Source organism: Brevibacillus laterosporus (assembly GCA_007833815.1).
In the GTDB taxonomy this organism is placed as follows: domain Bacteria; phylum Bacillota; class Bacilli; order Brevibacillales; family Brevibacillaceae; genus Brevibacillus_B; species Brevibacillus_B laterosporus_D.
Genome location: CP033464.1, coordinates 3675921 through 3700636, shown reverse-complemented (window position 1 = coordinate 3700636; position 24716 = coordinate 3675921). Strand labels below are relative to the sequence as shown.

Below are 24716 nucleotides of genomic sequence, written 5' to 3'. Positions count from 1 at the left end.
CAATAAAGATCAACAAGGCATGGGATTTGGTGTTGCTTTAAAATAAAGTTTGTTCAAAAACACCTCATAAACCAGTATTTTACGATAAATAAAAGAATCCATTTTGAAAAAAGTTTGATCAAAATGGATTCTTCTCTAACAGATTTATGTTTAGTCTTCATAAAAAAGTTTGATCATTTTAGCTACGTTCTTCAACTAAAGCACCATATAGTTTAATAACCTGATTTACTGATTATATCTTCAATTTTTCATATTTAACTACATAGATATCGTTTTTGTTGCAACTGTTTGTTGAAATGCCTGATCATGCTCAACAATAACCATTGTGGGATTAAATCTTTGAATAAGCTCTTCAATCTGCATGCGCGAATAAATATCAATAAAATTTAACGGTTCATCCCAAATATATAAATGAGCTTTTTCACATAAACTTTTGGCTATAAGCAGCTTTTTCTTTTGTCCACCAGAATAATGAGATATATCTTTCTCAAATTGAATTCGGTCAAAATCCATCTTACGTAGGATGGATTTAAATAACGTTTCATCAATCTCATGCTCTTCAATAAAGTCCGATAACAGTCCCTTCAAATGAGAAGTATCTTGTTGGAGATAGGAAATAATGAGGCCTGAACCTAAATTCATTGAGCCTGTATGATGTACCGGATTTCCTAGAATTAGTTTTAGGATACTACTTTTTCCGCTTCCATTCTTTCCATTAAGTACAATTCGGTCACCTTGTTCAACTTTAAAGCTAATTGGCTTATTCACTATCTGGTCATCGTACTTAACAGACACATCAGCCAAAACAATCAATTCATTTGACTGAAATTCCAATGGTTCTAATTTTAATGACTCAGTTTTTTCCACATTTTTTAGCAGTTTTGACGTTTCCTCAATAGCTTTTTGTTGCCTTGATTCAAGGTTCTTTGCTCTCTTCATCATCTTTGCCGCTTTATGTCCTACAAAACCCTTGTCCAACTTAGAACCCGAATTCGTTGTCCCATTTTTGGAAGCTTCCACTTGATTAGACCAACCTGCTGAACGCTTTGAAGACTGTTTTAATCTCCCTATGTCTTTTTGTAGACGCTGATTTGTTGCCTCTTCGTGTTCCTGCTGTCTATCAAAATTTAACTTCCAAGAAGAATAGTTACCACTTTGAACTTCAATATTTGCCCTATTTATAGATAAGATATGGTCAACGCATCCATCTAAAAAGATTCTGTCATGTGAAATTAAAATAAACCCTTTTTTCTTCCTTAGATAATCAGAGACCATCTTTCGTGCATCAGTGTCTAGATGATTGGTTGGCTCATCAATTAATAGAAATTGACCCTCAGTCAAAAAGAGTGCAGCAAGCAACACCTTTGTTTGTTCTCCATTTGATAATGTTTTAAATGGTCGGTACATGACTTCGGCATCAACATTTAGATAGGATATTTCACGAAGAAATTCCCAATCTTCTGCTTGGGGGCAAATTTCTTCAAAGATTTCATGAGTATACTTGTTTTTATCCGAAACTGGATAAGGGAAATAATTAAATTCTACCGAAGAAATGATTTTCCCACTATACTCATAATTCCCTAATAATAAATTAAAGAATGTTGTTTTACCTCGTCCATTTCTACCGATAAATCCAAGTTTCCAATCCGTATCTATTTGAAAGTTTACACCTTCAAAAATATTGTCAAAGCTACCTGGATAAGAAAAAGTTAAGTCTTGAACTTGTATCATTGACATGATAATTCCTCCTTTGTATATCAACCCTTTTTACTTTTTATACAAAGTCGGCACATCCATCTATTCTAAATTTCTCCGTATAAGTTTGATGGATATTAACGACTTATACGGAGTATTACATGCGTAACAATAGTGTCTGAATTGCTCATTTCTCTCTCTCCTTAATTTATTAGATTAAAGTTACAGTTAAAAAATATCAATCTTAACTATGAGAGAATAAAAAATCCTCCCAATTTGTAATTGGAAGGATTAGTCTTTCACTTATATTAAATAAGTTCTTTTTTGCCATTGGAATCATGACAAATAAAGTGTAAACTGATTAATAAAAATGGATAGACTAACCCTATATTTTGTAGTTTGAAGTTATTCATTTCAAATAAAAATATAGATTAGTTAATCATTGTCCATCCATCAGTCCTCTCATAATTGTATTTTTATATTAACAAATTTTTTTATGGAATACAATTCAGCATCATCTTCACCTCAAATTACTGCTTGTTGCTCTTTTGATAATTTCCATACAATTGACCACAAGCAGCATCTATATCAATTCCAAATTGACTTCTAATGGTCACATTAATACCTGATGATTTTAATTTTTTGTAAAAATGAACAACATGACCTTCATCAACTTCACCGAGCCTTAAAGGAGAACTGACGGTTGGGTTATATCTGATTAAATTTACATGATATAAACGTCCTTCTTTATATCGACCTTTTAATAGACTTACTACTTCTTTAGCATGGTCAATAGAATCATTCACACCAGGTAACATAATATAAGCAATATATACTTTTCTTGATGTTATTCGTATATGCTCATCTAATGTGTCCATTACATCTAATAATGGATACCTATCATTAATCGGCATCAACTTACTTCGTTGTTCATTAAAAGGAGAATGTAACGAAAACGTCAAATTGACTTGCGGATAATTCAGAGTCATTTTTTTTATACTTGGTATAATACCAATAGTCGAAATAGATAACCTACGAGGGCTTAAAGCAAACAGCGTAGGATCAGTGAGTACATCTAAGGCATCAAAAACTTGTACATTGGCTAACGCTTCTCCCATCCCCATAAAAGAAATACTATCAATTGAGTGACCTTGTAAGTAAAAATGGAGGATTTGGTCAGTTATTTCATCTGAGGTCAAATTTCTTTTTAATCCAAGGTCACCTGTTGCACAAAATTTACACCCAAAATTACATCCGCACTGAGAAGATATACAAAATGATTCCCAATACATGAGGCAAATCGTACGGGGGCAATAGGATGTCAAAAACGCAACGTTTGATCGAAATGATGATGACAATTAATGCGAAACGAAAATTTACGGCACGGGAACTGGCTCAAGAGTTTGGAGTCTCTTATCGGACGATTTTGCGCGATTTGAATGAATTAAGCGTGTTAGGCGTTCCTATTTATTCGGAGGTGGGAGCAAGCGGCGGCTATTATTTATTGCAGGACCGCATGCTGCCTCCTATCTTTTTTAAAGAGTCAGAAGCAGTTGCTATGTTTTTTGCCTATCAATCGTTGCAGTTTTTTGATTCCTTACCTTTTCGATCAGAAACTAGAACCGCGTTAAAGAAGTTTTATCACTATTTACCGGAAGATGTAAAAAGACGAATTGATCAGATGCAAGATCGAATTGTCTTTTGGAATCCTACTTATTCGCAATCCTCTCTTCATTTAGAAGTTCTACTAGAAACAGCTATAGACCAATCTGTTATTACTATTCATTACGATGGAAAAAAGGGCATCACCGAGCGAATGATACAACCCATCGGTTTATACAGCTATAATGGATTTTGGTATTGTCCAGCTTATTGTCTACAACGTCAAGCTTATCGAATGTTTCGCGCTGATCGCATTAAACAGGTGGAAATTCCATCTACTGAAGCGAATGTATTGGAGCAGGATCACGGGAATGCCTCTTTTCCGAAAAAAGCGTCGGTAGAGCAAAGCTCAGCTGGACATAGGAAAAAACAGTTATTTGGCTCCATTATGGACTGGATTACATACAGTGAACAGAACGGGAGAAATCTCGTTCCTTTTGCCGTTGAGCTGACAAGAGACGGTACGAGACAGGCAAAATCAGTGTTGGACTTAGTACGTGTGGTTGAAGAACGAAAGGATGGGACAGGCTGGATAGATACGAAGATCCCCCGCTCAGAAATCCCTTTTTTTGCTGAGCTTATCTGGAATTTAGGTTTGGAGGTCACAGTCAAGGAGCCGAAAGAACTCATTACCTATATGAAGGAAAAGATTGAAAAAATGAGAAAGCATTATGGATAAAAGGTGTTTTTGACAATCTTAAATCATGACAGGAATTGTCACTATTAGCTGGTAGAGTTAAGAACAGAAGGATACATGCGAGATGAGAGGATGAAGAAGTATGTCCAATGTTTCCGTGTTACGTGATGAATTATTTCACCAAATGAAAGTAGGCATTCAAAGTACGATCTTACTTCTCCAAAAAGTCAAAGAGGACGACTGGGAGTACAAACCCGTTCCAAACATGCGCAGTCTACACGAACTAGCCTGTCATTTGGTAGCGATACCAGAAGTAGACCTCCTGATCATGCAGGAGAAAGAGGAGGAAACGATTCGACAGGTGGAACAAAAGTACAATAGGATGAACACGTCTACGTTACTTGCACAAGCAATGGAACAAGGGTATCAGCTGTGTATTGATTATCTGTCATCTTTATCAGAAGAAGAGTTTCTTACCAAAAAAACAACGCCTTTTTATCATGATCAAGCGGGTACTCAAGCCCACTGGTTTACGGAGAGTGTCACGCATATCTTTCACCATCGATCGCAGTTGTTTACCTATCTAAAGATACGTGGATATGAAGTGAACATGTTTGATCTATATGTTTAATTGTTGCTTGTAGTGAGTTTGGGAGATAATTAGATGGAAATCATTGTCGGGATCGTTGAAAGAGAAGGGATTGATTACGTATTCCTTCTCTCGCAGCGTCCTTTTTTATGTACAAGCTATTTTTTCTAAGGTGAACATACAGATGAATGGTGTGAACATGCGAAGGTTTGTTGCAAAAAGAAAGTGCCGGGATTACAACATCATTGTTTGAATGAGTAATGTTCGTGTGAAAGCACTCCTTTTTCAAGCTTTATATTAGTTATGGTCAAGCAATTCATAGGTGGGAAATTCAAGCTATGGGTTTAAGTTTGAATGAACAAAAAACACTAGTTCGATGAGCCGGTTGGTTAAATCGTCTTTGTTAGGAGATTTCAGACTGAACGATAGTAGTTCATCGTTCTGGAGGAGGCCAGAGTAATACGAAGAATGGTTTGATCGATTAAAAAGTAGATGATAGAATTTGGAACTATAAGAAAGCCGAACCCACCATTAGCACGGTAATCACCGGCTGTTTTTTTGTTCGAGCCTTCTTAATGATATGCCAGGATGGACCCTTCAAAGATTTGATAATGTAAAAATAAATGAATAAATGGGAGAGGTACATATATGGACTATACAACAAGAAGAAAAATCCGCGAGCTAGGAATAACTGTAGGATCATTACCAACAGGAATGAAAAATTGCATAACCGATGTGAGCGGAGTACGTATCGGGCATGTCACCATAGATCGACCACTAGATGATCCTGAGCAAGACTATGCGTGTACCGGGGTAACTGCTATCCTACCGCATGGAGGCAATTTATTTCGTGAAAAAGTGACAGCCGCTAGCTATGTAATTAATGGTTTTGGCAAAACAACAGGTCTAATACAGGTAAATGAACTAGGGGTATTAGAATGCCCAATCATGCTAACTAATACGTTTTCGGTACCAGCTGTCATGCAAGGCACACTTCAGGAAATGTTAGAACAAAATCCAGAGATTGGAGACACGACAGGAACAATCAATCTGGTAGTGGGTGAGTGTAATGACGGGTACCTAAACGCGATACGCAAATGTATGGTTCAACCAGAAGATGCTGTACGTGCGATTAAGAATGCGACAGAAGAACAAGCACAAGAAGGAGCTATTGGCGCAGGAAAAGGTATGGTCTGCTTTGGATATAAAGGGGGAATAGGCAGTTCTTCTCGATTGATCCATGTAGGTGATGAGACATATACAGTTGGCGTACTTGTGTTAAGCAATTTTGGAAAAAAAGAAGAATTTCAAATAGATAGATATAAAGATCAGCTAGTAAGGATAGATCATCAAACGAAAGCTATTGATCATACATCAGATGGCTCTATTATTATTGTTCTTGCTACAGATGCACCGGTGAGTGATCGTCAATTATTGAGAATGGCGAAGCGATGCGCAATTGGACTTGGGAGAACGGGTAGCTATTATAGTCATGGTAGTGGAGATATTGTGATTGCCTTTTCAACAGCTCGTAAGATTTCCCATCGTAGTGAACAAGTTGTGGAGAGTCGGGTGCAGGTTCGTGAAGATCATCCCGTGATGAATCAATTGTTTACTGCTGCAAGTGATGCGACAGAAGAAGCAATCCTGAATTCACTGTCTCAAGCCGTGACAACTAAGGGTCGTATTGGAAGAGTTGCTGAAGCTTATCCATTTACATAAGCAAAACGACAAGGAGAAAGGAATCAATTACCTCCAAGGGTAGTTTGACATGAAACCAAAAGGTGTCATATAATCGTAAATGAAACTAAAAGGTGTCGTATTAAAAGGTTATAGCTAGAAGGGGTAATTTGGAAACGATGGCACAAAATAAGACATCAAATAGACCCATTAGTAATGTGGAATAGACCAGATATGGTCAGCTGCACGTTCTCATCCAGCAGATAAAGTCCAAGTCAATCATATTCGGAGGTAAACAATATGGAAACGAATAATCCTAACACTCTGCCTGATATTCGCCAAAAAGTAGTTTGTAATGCTCCTATTGAAAAAGTATGGGATGCTGTTGCTACATCAGATGGAATTGCCGCTTGGTTTATGCCTAATGATTTTCAGCCAATTGAAGGGTATGAATTTCAGTTGAATGCTGGTCCTTTCGGCATGTCTCCTTGTAAAGTAGTGGAGCTTGATCCGCCTCATCGTCTTTCTTTTACATGGGGAAAAGATTGGACACTTACTTTTGAACTAACCGAATTAGAGAAAGGAAAACAAACGGAGTGTACACTCATCCACAGTGGTTGGGACCCAGATAAAATTACGGAGTTTGGTGAAACACATACGCTTGTACGAGACAGAATGGCAAACGGCTGGGTAGGTTTGCAAAAAGCATTGATCACATACGTAGAGGCCTAATATGGCAGTACCAGCTCCTAAGTACGATGTGTTTCAAGCCATCGCTGATCCAACTCGCCGGCAGCTACTAGAATTGTTAGGTGATCAAGAGCTATCTGTTACCGTAATAAGTAGCCATTTCCCCATGACTAGGACAGCTGTATCTAAACATTTACGAATTTTGACAGAAGCTGGGCTACTTACAGAAAAAAAAGTAGGACGTGAAACAAGGTATCGACTTAAAGCAGAGCCGTTGCTCGAATTAAAGAAGTGGCTCGATTACTATGAACGTTTCTGGGAAAATAAATTGTCTGCATTGAAGCGGTTTGTGGAGGCAGATGAAAGCAAAGAAATAGGTCGCTGAGAGGCGGCCTGTTTTACGTATCAACATAGCTCTGTTGTGGAGCTTACTTTAAGAGTGGTTATACAGAGTCGAGTGGACAATTGGTAGGTATCAAGAAAAACGGTCTTCTAAAATGAATAACAGCCAAATAGAACTTGTGTTCCTGTGCCGTGAAAATCGGCATTTCTAATCTTTTTATAAAGGATTTTAATGGACTTTAAGGAAATTAAAGTTAAAAATTAACGGACTTTTCTTGATTTTGGGGAATGTAAATACCTATTTCGTTCTTTTGGTGAAAGTCTAAAACAACATGTATATACTAGCTTTGGATTTAGTATATCTGTCTGTATACTACCACTGAAATCGTATAGGTATAAGGATTAGAAGGTGTTTACTATTCGAACTAATAGCGGCATGTAAATAGAATAATACGTTTTAGAACAAATGTTCCTATATTGAGAATTTCGGCATTTTTAACAGAAAACCAAGCTATTAAACACAAAAAACCTGGAGGGAGCATGAAGATTCTCCTTCAGGTTTTTTGTGTTTTTTATTAACCATCTTTAAATGTGGAACCTGAATCTTATTCTTATTTCTCTATGAACTGAGTTACTCAGCCCACGTTATTTTTTGAATACATTTCCCCAACTGCATGGGAATGACTGAGTCATCTACGTTTGGTATGACTTCAGGCTTGAGTAGCTGATGCTTTTTCATCTGATAATAATCAAATAATGCTTGCTCTAGTGTCATGTGGTGCTGTACCAAAAAAACAGGATTGAGCAAATTTTGCAGTAAAAGTTCATCCTGAACAATCAATAATGAAGGATTAACAGGAAGAAATACGCCTTCGCTATGACCAGCTTCATAAAACTTTTTTAAATGATCGTTACGCACTTTCTGCGCTTCAACAATTTGCTGGTATAAATGAGGATACATGTTTTTTAGATCCTGTAATAATAGATCAGATAAAAAAATGGCGAGTACAACTGAGTTTTCAAAAGCTTTTTGAAAACGTCGAACATAAGAAACAGACAGGTTCTCTGATAGCTCATTAAAGTTCTTAAGAATATAATCCACGTACACTTCTACTGTAGATTCTATGATTTCTTTTTTTGAAGAAAAATATTTATACATGGTTGCTTTACTGATATCCATATACTTTGCCATGTCTTCAATTTTTAACGAGCTGATCCTTTGCTTCTTAATAAAGGGGAGAATTTTAATAATCAACTCTTTTTTCATTTCTTGCTCATTTATTCGTGATCTGCCACGAGTGTTTCTCACTACAATGCCTCCCAATCTAGAACATCAAAATACATTATAACGCAATCTCATAAAATAAACATGCCACTAACATTTAACTATACTAAATAAACAAAAAAAGTTTAATTAATTCATTTTGTATGGTAAGATAGGCATGAAAAGATGGAATTATAGTAAAAATTAGGGAGGATATTACAAATGAATGAAGCAACCAATAATCAAATTTTACTTACAAGTAGACCAGTTGGCACTCCAACTAGCAACAATTTTGCAATCATCACATCCTCTATTCCTCAACCAAATGACAATCAACTTTTGATACGTACGCTTTACTTATCTGTTGATCCTTACATGAGAGGTCGAATGAATAATCAAGAATCATACATACCTCCATTTCAACTAAATGAAGTTCTTACAGGTGGAGTAATTGGAGAAGTCATAGAAACGAAATCATCAGATTTTCAAGTAGGGGATGTTGTTCTCGGACACTTGGGATGGCAAAATTACTCAGTAGCTGATGCTAATCAAGTAAAAAAAATAGATGCTGATTTAGCACCGATTACAACTGCTTTGGGTGTACTCGGGATGCCTGGTATGACTGCTTATTTTGGTCTATTAGATATCGGTCAACCTCAGGAAGGGGAAACTGTTGTCATTTCTGGTGCGGCAGGAGCAGTTGGGATGCTTGTGGGACAACTAGCAAAAATGAAAGGCGCACGGGTTGTAGGGATTGCTGGTTCAGATGAAAAAATCCGTTATTTAATCGAAGAGCTCGGATTTGATACAGCAATTAATTACAAAACAACATCAAATATCCAACTAGAATTAGCGAAAGCATGTCCAAACGGTGTTGATATTTATTTTGATAACGTGGGTGGTACAATATCAGACGCTGTCTTAAGCTTAATTACTCAGGGAGCGCGCATCCCCATTTGTGGTCAGATATCTCTATACAATTCAGAGAAGCAAGATGTTGGGCCAAGAATACAAGTACAGCTTCTAAGAAAAATGGCTACAATGAAAGGCTTTTTGGTGGGTCAATACACAGATCGTTATGAAGAAGGAATGACTCAAATGGCCCAGTGGATAAAAGAGGGAAAAATCAAATATTCAGAGAATATTGTGGAAGGACTTGAAAACGCACCTAAGGCTTTCTTGGGACTGTTTTCTGGAGATAATACAGGAAAACAATTAGTAAAAGTAGCAGATTGTTAGAAATAAAATAAATGTAAACTAGAATAAGGAATAAATAGAATAAAGTAAAAAATTAAGACCTTCCACAAGAAAGGTCTTGATTTTTTATCGATCTGGCAAGGGATTGTTAAGATATTGGTATAATTGTCAGAATATTAAGACTTATTATCCGTTTATTGTAATTGCGTGAAAGATATTGTAAATTTAGATATAATACATAAAAAGTCAAGTTTTGTAAAACTAGGTGAGTAATACCACTTTGCTAAATAGTGGTTTCCAGCAGAAACAATTTTTCGGGCAAGAGCAGTGAAACGGATGCTTGGAGAAAAAGTAACATTTTATTTTCGTAATATTTCGGGTTTTATAATTCATAGGATTATTACAAAAGATTGATGATTATTTCTACTATGACCGATATAGTATAAGTAAGAGTTAGTTATAGGATTTAACAAAAAATCCATTATGTTACTAAAAAGATATAGAAAATGCTGTAGATGGCGTGAACAATCCTCAATGTAACCTCTTAGACCTACACAAAGTTCCCTCTGTGATAGACTCCTGCTTTTTTAAATTTATAAAACAAATTCATATTTTCGTTTCTATAATATTGAGTAAACCGCTACCTGAAAATACATCCCATTTGAACTCACGTAAAGGTGAATACGAGGAGGTGTTACATATCGTCAGTACAATTAATTGATGACATGATCATAGTACTGTAGAATTTGTCCGATCACAGGAGGTTAAACTGTAATGGTGAACAGTCATACACGAACCACACCGTACCCGTATGATAAAACAATTCATCAACTTTTTGAAGATCAAGTTGAGAAGACCCCAGACAATCCTGCCATCATCTTTGAAAAAGAAAAACTTACCTATCGAGAGATTAATTGCAAGGCGAATCAACTCGCACGATTATTGATTGAAAAAGGCGTTCAAACAGACCATATTGTCGGGATTTTTATGGAAAGATCAATAGACATGGTCATCTCTATTTTAGCGATTTTAAAAGCTGGTGGGGCATATGTTCCCATTGATATTGAATATCCACAAGAAAGAATTCAATATATGCTCAGGGATAGTCAAGCCAAAATTGTACTAACTCAGAAGTCTCTAGTGGGCCTTATTCGTGAAGCTGATTTTCATGAGCAAGTTGTTACTCTTGAAGAGCAGACAATGATCATACAAGATGATGTAAACCTTAATCTGCCGTGTAATGTTAGTGATTTAGCCTATGTTATATATACATCTGGTACTACTGGCAATCCAAAGGGAACAATGCTGGAGCATAAAGGAATTGCAAACTTAATCGATTATTTTAAAAAAATTCTTGAAATCACACCTGAAGACCGGGTTGGACAGTTTGCCAGCATCTCTTTTGATGCATCTGTGTCGGAATTCTTTATGGCATTATTAACAGGCGCTAGCTTGTACATCATTCCTAAGGATACTATAAACGATTTCGTGACATTTGAAGCATATATGAACCAAAATGAAATTTCTATTATTACATTACCACCTACGTATCTTATTCATTTAGATCCAGACCGTATTTTATTCTTACGCAAGCTAATCACTGCCGGTTCAGCTACTTCTTTTCCCCTAGTGAATAAATGGAAAGATAAATTAACATATATCAATGCATATGGTCCAACCGAATCCAGTATTTGTGCGACCACATGGATAGCAAAATCAGAAGAAGTAGAAAAGCAGTCGGTTCCGATTGGATCACCCATCCAAAATACACAGATTTATATAGTCAATCAAGCTCTAGAAAACGTACCATGTGGTGAAATTGGTGAGCTATGTATTAGTGGAATTGGATTAGCTAGAGGATATTGGAATCGTCCAGATTTAACTACTGAAAAATTTGTCACTAATCCGTTTGTACCAGGTGAAAAAATGTACAGAACGGGGGATTTAGCGAAATGGTTTCCCGATGGCACGATTGAGTATGTAGGACGTATGGACCATCAAGTAAAAATCAGGGGTCACAGAGTTGAATTAGGAGAAGTAGAAACTGTTTTATACCGGCATTACAAGATAAAAGAGGCTGCTGTCATTGCCAGGAAAGATGCGCATGAACAAGCATACTTATGTGCCTACTTCATCGAAACAGAGCAAATTTCGATTGCAGAGCTAAGAGAGTATGTAGCAAGAGAACTTCCGATGTACATGATCCCTTCTTATTTTGTACGCCTAGATAAAATGCCGCTGACACCTAATGATAAAATTGATCGAAAAGCATTGCCTGAGCCTGATACTACCTATCTAGAAACGACAGAATTTGAAGCGCCGACTACTGAAAAAGAAGAAATTCTTGCAGATATTTGGCAGAGCGTATTAGGGAGTAACCGAGTCGGTATTACAGATAACTTTTATACACTTGGCGGGGATTCTATTAAAGCCATCCAAGTAGCTGCCCGATTGTATGCCCATCAGCTAAAGCTGGAGACAAAGGACTTACTCAAGCATCCAACAATTAAAGAGCTTGTACCTTTATTAAAAAGTACCAATAGAAAGAGTGAACAAGGAATCGTGGAGGGGGAAGTGGGATTGACTCCTATCCAACGCTGGTTCTTTGATCAACAATTTACTGACATGCATCATTTTAACCAATCTTATGTGCTTTATCATTCAAATGGAATTGATGAATCTCTCATTCGAAAGGTTTTTGACAAAATTATTGATCATCATGATGCTCTTCGCATGGTGTATAAACAGCAAAACGGGAATGTGAGCCAAATAAATCGTGGTAGAGAAGGTTCGTTATACGACTTTTTTACACTCGATTTACGTGCTCATCCGGATGAGCAGCAAGCGATCTATGAGGAGTCCTGTCGTTTACAAAGTCAGATCAATTTAAATGAAGGCCCGTTAGTAAAGCTTGCGTTATTTCATACCCAAAACGGCGATCACCTATTTATTGCCATTCATCATTTGGTAGTAGATGGCATCTCATGGAGAATATTGTTTGAAGATATAGGTACGGCTTATGCACAAGGCTTGGAGCATAAAGAGATTTGTTTACCTGAAAAAACGGATTCATTTAGAGACTGGTCATTGCAACTAAAGGAATATGCCAATAGTAAAGAGTTATTAAACGAAATCTCCTATTGGGAAATGCTTGAATCAACTGCAAATAATGCTCCACTTCCCAAAGACTTTGAGAATACCTCAGTCAAACAAAGTAGTATACACCATATGAAAATGGAATTATCACTAGAAGAGACGGATAACTTGTTGAAAAATGTGAATCATGCTTATCGAACAGAAATTAATGATATTTTATTATCCGCATTGGGACTTACGTTACAAGAGTGGGCTAAGACAGATCAAATCTTAATCAATTTAGAGGGGCATGGGCGTGAGGAAATCATCGAACAGGCTCATATTTCAAGAACAGTAGGCTGGTTTACTTCCCAATATCCTGTTTTACTTGATATGCACAAATCAGATGATCTTTCCTACCATATAAAGGTTGTAAAAGAGAATCTGCGTAAGATACCTAACAAAGGTATTGGTTATGAAATTTTAAAATATATCACAACAAAAGAATTGAAACCTTCTCTATCCTTTAAACTGACACCCGAAATTACTTTCAATTATTTAGGACAATTTGACTCTGATTTAGATCGTAAATCGTTTATCCGTTCTCCATATAGTGGAGGAAATTCTCTTGGAGCTGACGGTAAGAATAATATTAGTCCAGATACGGAGAGTTATATGGTTCTAAATATCACGGGAGTCATTGAAGGCAGGAGATTGAACCTATCGTTTTCTTATAGTGACCAACAATATAAGGAAGAATCGATTATAAAACTTAGCGAGAGATATAAGCATCATCTCCTTCGTTTGATTACGCATTGTGTGCAGAAACAAGAAACAGAACGTACTCCAAGTGATTTTAGTATTAAGGGATTAGAATTAGAAGATGTGGATGATATTTTCAGTCTGTTAGAAGAGTCAATAAAGTAATAAATAGTTAGCTATAGAGCTTTGAGGGATATGCATATAGTTTCGTTCCATATTATTGTATGAAAGGCAAAAAATAAGAAGTGAGGGGTGCTTGGGTGAGTACTTTTAGGAGAGATCAGGTCCAGGATATGTATGTATTGTCTCCTATGCAAGAAGGGATGCTGTTTCATTCCCTACTAAATAGGGAGAATAACTCACATTTAGTACAAATGTCTATTACCATCCAAGGAAAAATGGATGTTGATCTTTTTACCAAGAGTTTACACATGCTAGTAGATCGATATGATGTATTTCGGACCACTTTTTTGCATGAGAAATTGAAGAAGCCCGTGCAAGTAGTGTTGAAAGAACGACCAATTCCCATCCAATTTCATAATTTGACCGCGTATGATGAGCAACAAAAGAAAGAACGAGCTGAACAATATAGAAGAAATGATCAGAAAGCAACGTTTGATATAACCAAAGATCCTCTCATGAGGGTAATTATCTTGCAAATGAGCGCGGATGATTATCAGGTCATTTGGAGCTTTCATCATATTATTATGGATGGTTGGTGCTTCAGCATTATTTTTGATGATCTCTTACAGATCTATCTCTCTTTAAAAGATAATAAATCTTTGTCGTTACATCCGGTGCAAGCATACAGTACGTTTATTAAATGGTTGGAGAAACAAGATCAACAAGCAGCACTTCAGTATTGGCTGAAATATCTGGAGAATTATGAAAATCAAGCTGTATTACAAAAAAATGGAGCTGACAAGGAGCAAGAGGATTTTTTACCTAAGCAATATCATTTTTCGTTTGGTCGTTCGCTCACACAACAATTACAGCAAATCGCTCAAAATAATCAAGTGACACTTCCGATTGTTTTTCAAACCATTTGGGGGCTTGTGCTTCAAAAGTATAATTCGGCAACAGATGTGATATTTGGGTCAGTTGTTTCAGGTCGTCCATCTGAATTAAGTGGTATCGAGAGAATGGTTGGACTCTTCATTAACACCCTCCCAGTGCGTGTTCACTCGAAAAAAGATCAATCCTTTGGTGAGGTTGTGAAAGATGTTCATCAAAGAACGCTTAGTTCTCAGCAGTATGAGCATGTTCCTTTGTATGAGATTCAAAACCATTCTGAATTAAAACAAGATTTGTTTGATCATATTGTTGTTATCGAAAATTATCCACTTGTAGAAGAATTGAAAAAGAATAGTGTCATGCAAGAGGTGGAGTTTTCGGTTCATTCTGTCGAGATGTTTGAGCCAACCAATTATGATTTAACAATCATGGTGCAACCAAGAGAAGAAATCCATATTCGATTAGACTATAATTCTGCCGTTTTCGATACTACGTTTATGAAAAGAATTGAAGGGCACATGAAAGAAATAGCTGCATGCGTAGCAAATAATCCAAACGTGCAGATCAAAGACATTACTATGCTCACGGAAGAGGAATATCAACACGTGGTCGTGGAGTTAAATAACACGGAAGTTCAGTATCCGGATAAAACCATTCATGAGCTATTCGTAGAACAAGCAGAGAGAACACCTGAGCAAATCGCTGTTGTTTTGGAGGATAAGCAACTAACATACAGACAATTAGATGAAAAATCTAATCAATTAGCTAGATTCTTAAGAAAAAAAGGAATTAAGTCAGATCAGTTGGTCGGGCTTATGATGGATCGGTCGATTGATATGATTGTGGGTATATTAGGAGTTTTAAAAGCTGGTGGGGCATTTGTACCGATCGATCCTGAATATCCAGAAGAAAGAGTTAGCTATATGTTGGAGAATAGCGCGGTACAGCTCTTTCTGACACAGCGGCATCTAATGCATAAAAGTCCTTCTGCAATAGAGATAGTGGACATTCAAGATAGTAGCATCAACCTAGAAAGTATGGATCATGTAGAAAACCAGAATAGCTCAAATGACTTGTTTTATATCATATATACATCAGGAACAACAGGTAAACCAAAAGGGGTCATGCTTGAACATAAGAACATGGTTAACTTGATGCAGTTTACCTTCTCGAAGACCAATATTTCATTTGATGAAAAAGTATTGCAGTATACGACATGCAGTTTTGATGTATGCTATCAGGAAATATTTTCTACATTACTAAGTGGAGGACAGTTGTATCTCATTACTGATGACATGAGACGTAATGTAGAGAAGCTATTTACCTTCATTGAGAGAGAAAAAATTAGTATTTTGTCATTGCCTGGTGCCTTTCTAAAATTTATTTTTAACGACAAGGGTTTTGCTACGATTTTCCCAACTTGCATTAAACATATTGTTACTGCTGGGGAACAATTAGTTGTAACTCTTGAGCTGAAACGATATTTACGCAATCATCGGGTTTATCTGCATAATCACTATGGTCCATCGGAAACACATGTTGTGACAACATATACAATTGACCCTAACAACGAAATTCCTGAGATCCCGTCCATTGGTAAACCAATTTCTAACACAGGTATTTACATTTTGGATGAGGAACAAAAGCTACAGCCACAAGGTATTGCAGGTGAATTATTTATATCCGGCGCCAACGTGGGAAGAGGCTATATCCATAATGCTGAGTTGACTGCAGAAAAATTTAGTATAAATCCTTTCAAACCAACTGAAAAAATGTATCGGACAGGTGATTTAGCCCGTTGGTTGCCAGATGGAAATATTGAATATCTAGGCAGAATTGATCAACAGGTAAAAATAAGAGGTCATCGTATAGAGCTTGGTGAAATCGAATCACACCTACTCAACCATAAGGATATAAAAGAAACGGTTGTAGTGGATCGAATCGATGAAAACCAAGCAAAATATTTGGTTGCATATATTGTTCAAAGTAAAGAAGTAAGTGATATTGAACTACGTGATTATTTAGGTAAAACTCTTCCTGACTATATGGTTCCTTCTTTCTTTGTAACACTGGAAAAAATCCCGCTTACACCCAATGGAAAGATTGATAGAAGATCGCTTCCAAAACCTGAAGGAACGATAGGTACAGGGGTAACGTATGTAGCTCCTACCAATGAACTGGAACAAAAGCTTGCAATTATTTGGCAAAGTGTTCTGGGTATCCCTCAGATCGGTATTCATGATCATTTCTTTTCACTGGGTGGCCATTCTTTGAAAGCGATGAGTCTTATTTCACTTATACAGAAAGAATATGGGGTAGATATTCCACTACGAATACTATTCAAGACCCCGACTATTCAAGCAATTGCAAAATATATAGAAGGTGGACATATAGACGAGAGTTATACAGCTATTCCATCAGTACCAGGTAAGGAATTTTATCCAGTATCTTCCGCACAAAAGAGAATGATTATTTTAAACCAAATTTCTCAAGAGGGTACGGGGTATAACATCCCTACTGTAATGGTAGTAGATGGTACGTTAGATTATGGGCGCTTTGAACAGGCAGTTGAGAGCTTAGTCCAGCGCCATGAAATTCTACGTACTTCTTTTCATACCGTAAATGGGGAAGCCGTTCAACGTGTGAATCAGGATGTCAAAATCAAAATAAACTATTTGGAGTCCATAGAAGAGCAAGCTGAGCAGGTCATAGAGGAATTCATTCAGCCGTTTACTCTTGAATCAGCTCCGTTAATTCGTGTAGGTCTAGTCAAGCTGAACAAAGAACGCCATTACCTACTCATTGATATGCACCATATTATTTCAGATGGAGTATCTTCAAACATCTTTATTAATGAATTAACCAGATTTTATCAAGGTGAATCACTTCCTGAGCTTCGAATTCAATATAAAGATTTTGCAGTCTGGGAAAATGAGTTCTTCCAAACCGAAGCTTTTAAAAAGCAGGAAGATTATTGGGTGACTGCTTTTTCAGGAGAAGTTACACTTTTGAATCTGCCAACTGATTATCCAAGACCTACTATCCAAAGCTTTGAAGGTGACCGCTATTCATTCGGGATGGAAAAAGAATTAGTAGATGGATTATATCGAATAGCTTCAGACAGAGGGACAACACTCTATATGGTCTTGGTAGCGATTTACAATGTCCTGCTTTCGAAATATTCCGATCAAGAAGAAATTATTATAGGCACACCGATCGCGGGTAGATCGCATGCAGATACAGAAAATCTTCTAGGGATGTTTGTAAATACATTGGCAATGAGAAATAAGCCTGTGGGTAACAAATCATTCACGGAATTCCTTGCTGATGTAAAGAACAATGCTTTGCTTGCTTTTGAAAATGCTGATTATCCATTTGAATTATTGGTAGAAAAAATCGATCTATCAAGAGATATGAGTCGAAATCCTTTGTTTGACACCATGTTTATTCTACAAAACACGGATCACAACTCTTTTGAAATAGACGAAATGAAGTTTACTCCATATGTGCCAAAGGGCAAGCATGCTAAATTCGATTTCTCATTAGAGGCAAGTGAAGAAAAAAATGAAATGAAGTTCTGCTTTGAGTATTCCACGAATTTATACAAGAAAGAAACAATAGAAAGAATGGCAAATCATTGGCTTCAAATCATCCGTACTGTAGTCGAGAATTCAGAAATCTCCTTGTCTGAAATCGACATGCTAACAGGTGCAGAGAAACAGCTTTTGATCGAGGAGTTCAATGATACGCAAGCTGAGTTTTCACCTGATCAAACCATCCAACAACTATTTGAAGCCCAGGTAGAAAGACTGCCTCACGAAATAGCTGTTGTGTTCGAGCAGACTCAATTGACATATCAAGAATTAAATGAAAAAGCGAACCAGCTTGCGAGATTGCTACGTGAAAAAGGTGTCCAATCCAATCAGCTTGTAGGCATCATGGTAGAACGATCGCTAGACATGGTAATAGGCACGTTAGCGATTTTAAAATCAGGCGCAGCCTTTTTACCGATTGACCCTGAATATCCAGAAGATCGTATTCGGTACATGATAGAAGATAGTCAGGCAAAATGGGTGCTTGCGCAGCCGCATGTAATGAATAAGGTAGCGTGCAATACTGAGTTTATTAATGTGGGCGATCAGGTTATAGATGGCATGGCGCGTACTAATCTACTTCCTATCAGTCAACCTACTGATTTAGCGTATGTGATTTATACGTCGGGTACGACCGGTAAACCTAAAGGCGTTATGCTAGAGCACACCGGAATAGCTAATTTAAAGACGTTCTTTGAAAATGGTCTTGGCGTAAGTGAACAGGATCATATTGGACAATTTGCTAGCAATTCGTTTGATGCTTCTGTATGGGAAATGTTCATGGCTCTATCAACAGGTGCCAGACTAACGATCATTTCGAAAGAGACAATTACAGATTTTATGAAATTCGAGAATTATGTTAGTCAGCAAGGCATTACCGTACTTACCTTGCCTCCAACGTATGTCATTCATCTGGAACCAGAACGTATTCCATGCCTACGCACTCTTATCACGGCAGGGTCGGCTACGTCATTTGGTTTGGTAAATAAATGGAAAGACAAAGTGACCTATATCAATGGATATGGTCCGACCGAAACCTCCATTTGTGCTACCTACTGGAAGGCACATGCAGAAGAGAATGCAGGGCAGTCTGTTCCTATTGGTGTTCCCGTTCAAAATGCGCAAGTTTATATCGTAGATCAACGTCACCAGCTACAGGCGATTGGGGAAGTAGGCGAAATGTGTGTAGGTGGTGTAGGGCTAGCTAGAGGCTATTGGAATCGACCCGAACTCACCGCTGAGAAATTTGTTGATAACCCGTTTGTACCTGGCGAAAAAATGTATAAAACAGGAGACTTAGCACGATGGCTTCCCGATGGAAACATTGAGTATCTTGGCAGAATCGACCACCAAGTGAAGATACGTGGCCATCGAGTAGAGCTAGGTGAAATCGAGAGTCTTTTGTTACAACATCACCAGATAAAAGAGGCTGCTGTTCTAGCACGTGAGGATCACCAAGGACAATCTTATTTATGCGCCTACATTGTTTCAGATGAAAACGTGGCTATGGCAGAGATACGAGGATATGTAGCAGATGAACTGCCAAACTATATGATCCCTTCCTACTTTGTACAACTAGATAAAATGCCATTAACACCAAATGATAAGATTGATCGTAAAGCATTACCAGAGCCAGATAAAAATCAGGATTCAGGAAAAGCATATGACGCACCACGAAATGAATTGGAACAATCGCTAACAGAAATTTGGCAAGAAGTTTTAGGGATAAAAAAGATCGGGATCAAGGATAACTTTTTTGAATTGGGTGGTGATTCACTAAAAGCTATGTCAGTGATCACCCAGATGCATAAAAAGCTTCAAATTGAGCTACCTTTAAAAGTGTTGTTTGAAGCCCAGATAATTGCGTCCCTATCAGAATATGTGTCTCAATCTGAGAAGAAATTATTTACTTCCATTCCATCAGTACCACAACAAGAATACTATCCTATTTCGTCTGCTCAGAAACGGATGTACATTCTTCACCAACTAGAGGGTTTAGGTATCAGTTACAATATGCCTGGAATGATGGTAATTGAAGGGACATTAAATAAAGATCGTTTCAAACATGCGTTGCAAAAGGTGATTAATCGACATGAGAGCTTGAGAACAAGTTATCTCGTGATAAAAGAACAAATCGTTCAAAGCATTCAAGAACATGTAGAGCTTGATATGGGGTATATGATAGCCTCAGAACATGAAATAAGTGAAATTTTCCATTCATTTGTGAAGCCATTTGATCTTACTGTCTCCCCACTTTGCAGAGGCGGTCTAGTGAAAGTGGGAGAGGAACGGCATATCTTCCTGTTTGATGTTCATCATATTGCTTCAGATGGCACATCTATCGGGATTATTCTCAAAGAAGTAGCAGACATTTATGAGGGCAGAGAACTACCTCATCTACCTATTCAGTATAAAGACTTCTCTGTATGGCAAAATGAATATTTCCAAACAGATGCCATAAAAGAACAAGAAGATTATTGGTTGAGTACGTTCGTAGGTGAGATTCCTATAGTGAACCTGCCAACAGATTATCCTAGACCATCTATTCAAAGCTTTGACGGTGATCAATTTATGATGGGAATGGGAAAAGAGATCTTTGATGGTTTGCATAAGGTGGCAGCTGAAGCGGGCACAACGCGCTATATGGTTTTGTTAGCGGCTTACAATGTACTACTTTCCAAGTATTCTGATCAAGAAGATATTATTGTTGGCGCTCCTATTACGGGAAGGTCACATGCAGATTTAGAGAATGTCGTCGGAATGTTTGTTAATACACTAGCGATGAGAAACAAACCAGCCGGTAATAAAACGTTCAAAGAATTCCTAAAGGAAGTAAAACAGAATGCGCTACAAGCCTATGAAAATCAAGATTACCCATTTGAAGAGCTTGTAGAGAAACTGCAACTGGAAAGAGACCCGAGCAGAAATCCGCTTTTTGACACCATGTTTATTCTGCAAAACAGTGATGTGGAAACAAGAACCTTTGATCAGCTTGTGATGCGTCCATACGAACAAGGAGACAGCGTAGCAGTATCCAAATTTGATATGGCTTTTCATATGACGGAAGGGCCTGAAGAAATCCTATTCCGTATTGAATATGGCACGAAGCTGTTTACTCGAAAAACCATCGAACGAATAGCAGGTCACTTTCTACAAGTCGTACGAACAATCATTGCTAATATGGAAGTTCCTTTATCTGAAATCGACATGCTAACAGAGGCGGAGAAACAACTTCTGTTAGTGGAATTTAATAATCATTCAGCTGATTTTTCATCAGATCAAACCATCCAGCAATTGTTTGAAGCACAAGTAGAAAAACATCCGCATGAAATAGCTGTTGTGTTCGAACAGACCCAATTGACCTATCAGGAATTAAATGAAAAAGCGAATCAGCTTGCGAGGTTACTACGTGAAAAGGGCGTACAATCTAATCAACTAGTAGGCATTATGGTGGAACGATCGCTAGACATGGTGATAGGTACGTTAGCTATTTTAAAATCAGGCGCAGCCTTTTTACCGATCGACCCTGAATATCCAGAAGATCGTATTCGCTACATGATAGAAGATAGCCAGACAAAATGGGTGCTTGCCCAGTCTCATGTGATGAATAAGGCAAGTTCGGATGCAGAATTCATCAACGTGTCAAGTCAGCTTCCAGCTACCATAGCTACCACGAATCTTGACTCAATTACTCAACCAACCGATTTAGCGTATGTGATCTATACGTCTGGTACGACTGGTAAACCAAAAGGAGTTATGCTAGAGCATACCGGAATAGCTAATCTAAAGACCTTCTTTGAAAATAGCCTTGGCGTGAGTGAACAGGATCGTATCGGCCAATTTGCTAGCAATTCGTTCGATGCCTCCGTCTGGGAAATGTTCATGGCTTTATCAACAGGGGCAAGACTAGATATTATTTCCAGAGACACCATCAACGATTTTGTGAAGTTCGAGAATTATGTTAATCAACAAGGAATTACTGTTCTTACCTTACCACCAACGTATGTCATTCATTTGGAGCCAGAACGTCTTTCAACGTTACGTACTCTTATCACTGCGGGCTCAGCTACATCGTTTGGTTTGGTAAATAAATGGAAAGACAAAGTGACCTATATCAATGGATATGGTCCGACCGAAACCTCCATTTGTGCTACCTGCTGGAAGGCACATGCAGAAGAGAATGCAGGGCAGTCTGTTCCTATTGGTGTTCCCATTCAAAATGCGCAAGTTTATATCGTAGATCAGCGTCACCAGCTACAAGGCATTGGCGAAGTAGGCGAAATGTGTGTAGGAGGCGTAGGGTTAGCCAGAGGGTATTGGAATCGACCGGAACTAACCGCTGAAAAATTTGTTGATAACCCATTTGTACCTGGTGAAAAAATGTATAAAACTGGAGACTTAGCACGATGGCTTCCCGATGGAAACATTGAGTATCTTGGCCGAATTGACCATCAAGTGAAGATACGTGGTCATCGAGTAGAGCTAGGTGAAATCGAGAGTCTTCTGTTAGAACATCACCTGATTAAAGAGGCTGCCGTCCTAGCACGTGAAGATCATCAAGGACAATCTTATTTATGTGCTTACTTTGTTTCAGATGAAGCTGTGTCTGTCGCAGAGGTAAGAGGGTATATAGCTGATGAATTACCAAACTATATGATCCCAGCCTATTTTGTGCAACTAGATAAAATGCCATTAACACCAAACGATAAGATCGATAGGAAAGCATTGCCAGAGCCAGATAAAAATCATGATACGGGAAAAGCCTATGACGCTCCTCGAAACGATTTAGAACAATTGGTAACAGAGATTTGGCAAGAAGTCTTAGGCTTAGAAAAGATCGGCATAAAAGATAACTTCTTTGAATTAGGTGGAGATTCAATTAAAGCCATTCAAGTTTTGACACGTCTTACTACTGCTGGTTGGAAATTAGAAATGAAAGATTTATTCCAAAATCCAGCTATTGAGCAGGTCATTCCTTTCGTGACACCTAACCATAGAAAAAGTAACCAAGGTGTAGTAGAAGGTGAAATAGAGCTAACACCTATCCAAAGCTGGTTTTTCACAAGTCAATTTACTGATATGCATCAATGGAATCAAGCAGTTATGCTACATGGGGAAAACGGCTTTGATGAAGATGCAGTAGCTCTCGTATTCCAAAAAATCGTGGAGCATCATGATGCATTGCGAATGGTATACAAACGTGAGAATGACAGAATCATACAGTGGAATCGTGGAATCGAAAACGAAAAATTCCAGCTTCACAAGTTTGATGTAAGAGAAGAAGAAAATGTAAATGAAAAAATTCTTGAATTAACAAATGAAATCCAGAGTAGCATCGACCTTACAGAAGGGCCATTGATGAAAGTAGCGATTTTTCAAACAAAAGAGGGAGATCAAATGTTAATCGCTATTCATCATTTAGTAATTGACGGTGTTTCATGGAGAATTTTGTTTGAGGACTTTGCCACCGCTTATTCTCAGGCACTTCAAAAGCAAGAGATTACATTTCCAGATAAAACAGATTCGTTTAAAGACTGGTCTATTCAAATGCAAAAGTATGCGAATAGTGAGCTGATTATCAAAGAAGTTGAGTATTGGGAGAAGCTAGAGAAAACAGCAAAGGTTACGATGCTACCAAGAGATTTTGAAGTAGCAGAAAATAAACAAAAGAACACTCGCATCCTAAAGACTGAACTTACAATGGAACAAACAGAGAATCTGTTACGAAATGTGAATCATTCGTATCACACTGAGGTAAATGATATTTTGTTAACGGCGGTAGGTCTAACGTTTAAAGACTGGGCCAAAACCAATCAAATGATCATCAACCTAGAGGGACACGGACGAGAGGACATTTTGAATGATATGAATATTTCTAGAACGGTAGGATGGTTCACCTCGCAATATCCTGTTGTACTAGATCTGGAAAAGTCAGAAGATATTTCGCTTCAGATCAAGCTGGTCAAAGAGAACTTGCGACATATACCAAACAAAGGGATCGGTTATGACATCCTACGTTACGTAACGATAAAAGAGCTCCGTCCATCCCTATCCTTTGGGCTACAACCGGAAGTAAGCTTTAACTATTTAGGACAATTTGATTCTGATGTAAAAACTGGAGTATTTTCGCTTTCCCAAAACGAGACAGGTAACCTGTTTAGTCCAGAGTCTGAAAGACCATTTTTGTTAGATATTTCATCCGTTGTAGAAAGTGGAAAACTGCAAATCAGTATTGGCTATAATAGCCTTCAATACAAGGAAGAAACGATTGCAGCACTAGCGGAAATGTATAAGAAACACTTGTTGCTCATTATTGATCATTGCATGTCCAAAGAAGTAGGAGAACTCACCCCAAGCGATTTGGGAGATGATGATCTTTCATTCGAAGATTTAGAGAACATACTTGAGTTAATCTAAATAAACGGATTATACAAATGGTTCCTCCAATAGAAGTTGGCACGATGTGATTTCGTTGGAGGAACAGCTATTTTTCTCTTTTCATATCACGTAGCTGAG

10 protein-coding genes and 1 pseudogene are annotated in these 24716 nt (G+C 37.7%); 8 read left to right on the top strand and 3 right to left on the bottom strand.

Annotated elements, in window-relative coordinates; translation table 11 throughout:
• Positions 1-258: 258 nt before the first annotated feature.
• Together lsa and EEL30_18730 are read right to left on the bottom strand one after the other, a co-directional pair.
• Positions 259-1737 (bottom strand): Lsa family ABC-F type ribosomal protection protein, encoded by a 1479-nt coding sequence (lsa, locus tag EEL30_18735; GenBank protein QDX94140.1) that lies wholly within the window; start codon positions 1735-1737, stop codon positions 259-261.
• Between the two features lie 488 nt (positions 1738-2225).
• A pseudogene (locus tag EEL30_18730) lies at positions 2226-2981 on the bottom strand (23S rRNA (adenine(2503)-C(8))-methyltransferase Cfr).
• 32 nt (positions 2982-3013) lie between these two features.
• Here EEL30_18730 and EEL30_18725 point away from each other — a divergent pair.
• The 5 genes from EEL30_18725 (at position 3014) to EEL30_18705 (ending at position 7338) form a co-directional block, all read left to right on the top strand.
• A complete protein-coding gene (locus tag EEL30_18725; GenBank protein ID QDX94139.1) occupies positions 3014-4036 on the top strand; it encodes a YafY family transcriptional regulator in 1023 nt (340 codons plus the stop codon).
• 100 nt (positions 4037-4136) lie between these two features.
• Positions 4137-4625 carry a DinB family protein gene (locus EEL30_18720; protein ID QDX94138.1) on the top strand — a complete coding sequence of 163 codons (489 nt, stop codon included), beginning with the start codon at positions 4137-4139 and terminating at the stop codon, positions 4623-4625.
• Positions 4626-5231: 606 nt separating this feature from the next.
• Entirely contained in the window at positions 5232-6305 is a 1074-nt protein-coding gene (locus tag EEL30_18715; protein QDX94137.1) for a S58 family peptidase, read from the top strand.
• Between the two features lie 258 nt (positions 6306-6563).
• Positions 6564-6995 carry an SRPBCC domain-containing protein gene (locus tag EEL30_18710; GenBank protein QDX94136.1) on the top strand — a complete coding sequence of 144 codons (432 nt, stop codon included), beginning with the start codon at positions 6564-6566 and terminating at the stop codon, positions 6993-6995.
• A gap of 1 nt (position 6996) precedes the next feature.
• Entirely contained in the window at positions 6997-7338 is a 342-nt protein-coding gene (locus tag EEL30_18705) for an ArsR family transcriptional regulator (protein QDX94135.1), read from the top strand.
• A gap of 588 nt (positions 7339-7926) precedes the next feature.
• Here EEL30_18705 and EEL30_18700 read toward each other — a convergent pair.
• Positions 7927-8604 (bottom strand): TetR/AcrR family transcriptional regulator, encoded by a 678-nt coding sequence (locus EEL30_18700; GenBank protein ID QDX94134.1) that lies wholly within the window; start codon positions 8602-8604, stop codon positions 7927-7929.
• 177 nt (positions 8605-8781) lie between these two features.
• On the opposite strand from EEL30_18700, the gene EEL30_18695 reads away from it, so the two are divergent.
• From EEL30_18695 to EEL30_18685, 3 genes are all read left to right on the top strand, one after another.
• On the top strand, positions 8782-9798 hold the full coding sequence (locus EEL30_18695; protein QDX94133.1) for an NADP-dependent oxidoreductase: 1017 nt from the start codon (positions 8782-8784) through the stop codon (positions 9796-9798).
• A gap of 732 nt (positions 9799-10530) precedes the next feature.
• Positions 10531-13758, top strand: coding sequence for an amino acid adenylation domain-containing protein (locus EEL30_18690; GenBank protein QDX94132.1), 3228 nt, complete (start codon positions 10531-10533; stop codon positions 13756-13758).
• 95 nt (positions 13759-13853) lie between these two features.
• On the top strand, positions 13854-24617 hold the full coding sequence (locus EEL30_18685; GenBank protein QDX94131.1) for an amino acid adenylation domain-containing protein: 10764 nt from the start codon (positions 13854-13856) through the stop codon (positions 24615-24617).
• Positions 24618-24716 lie beyond the last annotated feature (99 nt).

What these genes read in the sequence shown, in the direction of transcription:
- EEL30_18690 (QDX94132.1), top strand. Translation starts at nt 10,531, where the DNA reads ATGGTGAACAGTCATACACGAACCACACCGTACCCGTATGATAAAACA.
- lsa (QDX94140.1), bottom strand. Translation starts at nt 1,737, where the DNA reads ATGTCAATGATACAAGTTCAAGACTTAACTTTTTCTTATCCAGGTAGC.
- EEL30_18710 (QDX94136.1), top strand. Translation starts at nt 6,564, where the DNA reads ATGGAAACGAATAATCCTAACACTCTGCCTGATATTCGCCAAAAAGTA.
- EEL30_18705 (QDX94135.1), top strand. Translation starts at nt 6,997, where the DNA reads ATGGCAGTACCAGCTCCTAAGTACGATGTGTTTCAAGCCATCGCTGAT.
- EEL30_18725 (QDX94139.1), top strand. Translation starts at nt 3,014, where the DNA reads ATGTCAAAAACGCAACGTTTGATCGAAATGATGATGACAATTAATGCG.
- EEL30_18695 (QDX94133.1), top strand. Translation starts at nt 8,782, where the DNA reads ATGAATGAAGCAACCAATAATCAAATTTTACTTACAAGTAGACCAGTT.
- EEL30_18720 (QDX94138.1), top strand. Translation starts at nt 4,137, where the DNA reads ATGTCCAATGTTTCCGTGTTACGTGATGAATTATTTCACCAAATGAAA.
- EEL30_18715 (QDX94137.1), top strand. Translation starts at nt 5,232, where the DNA reads ATGGACTATACAACAAGAAGAAAAATCCGCGAGCTAGGAATAACTGTA.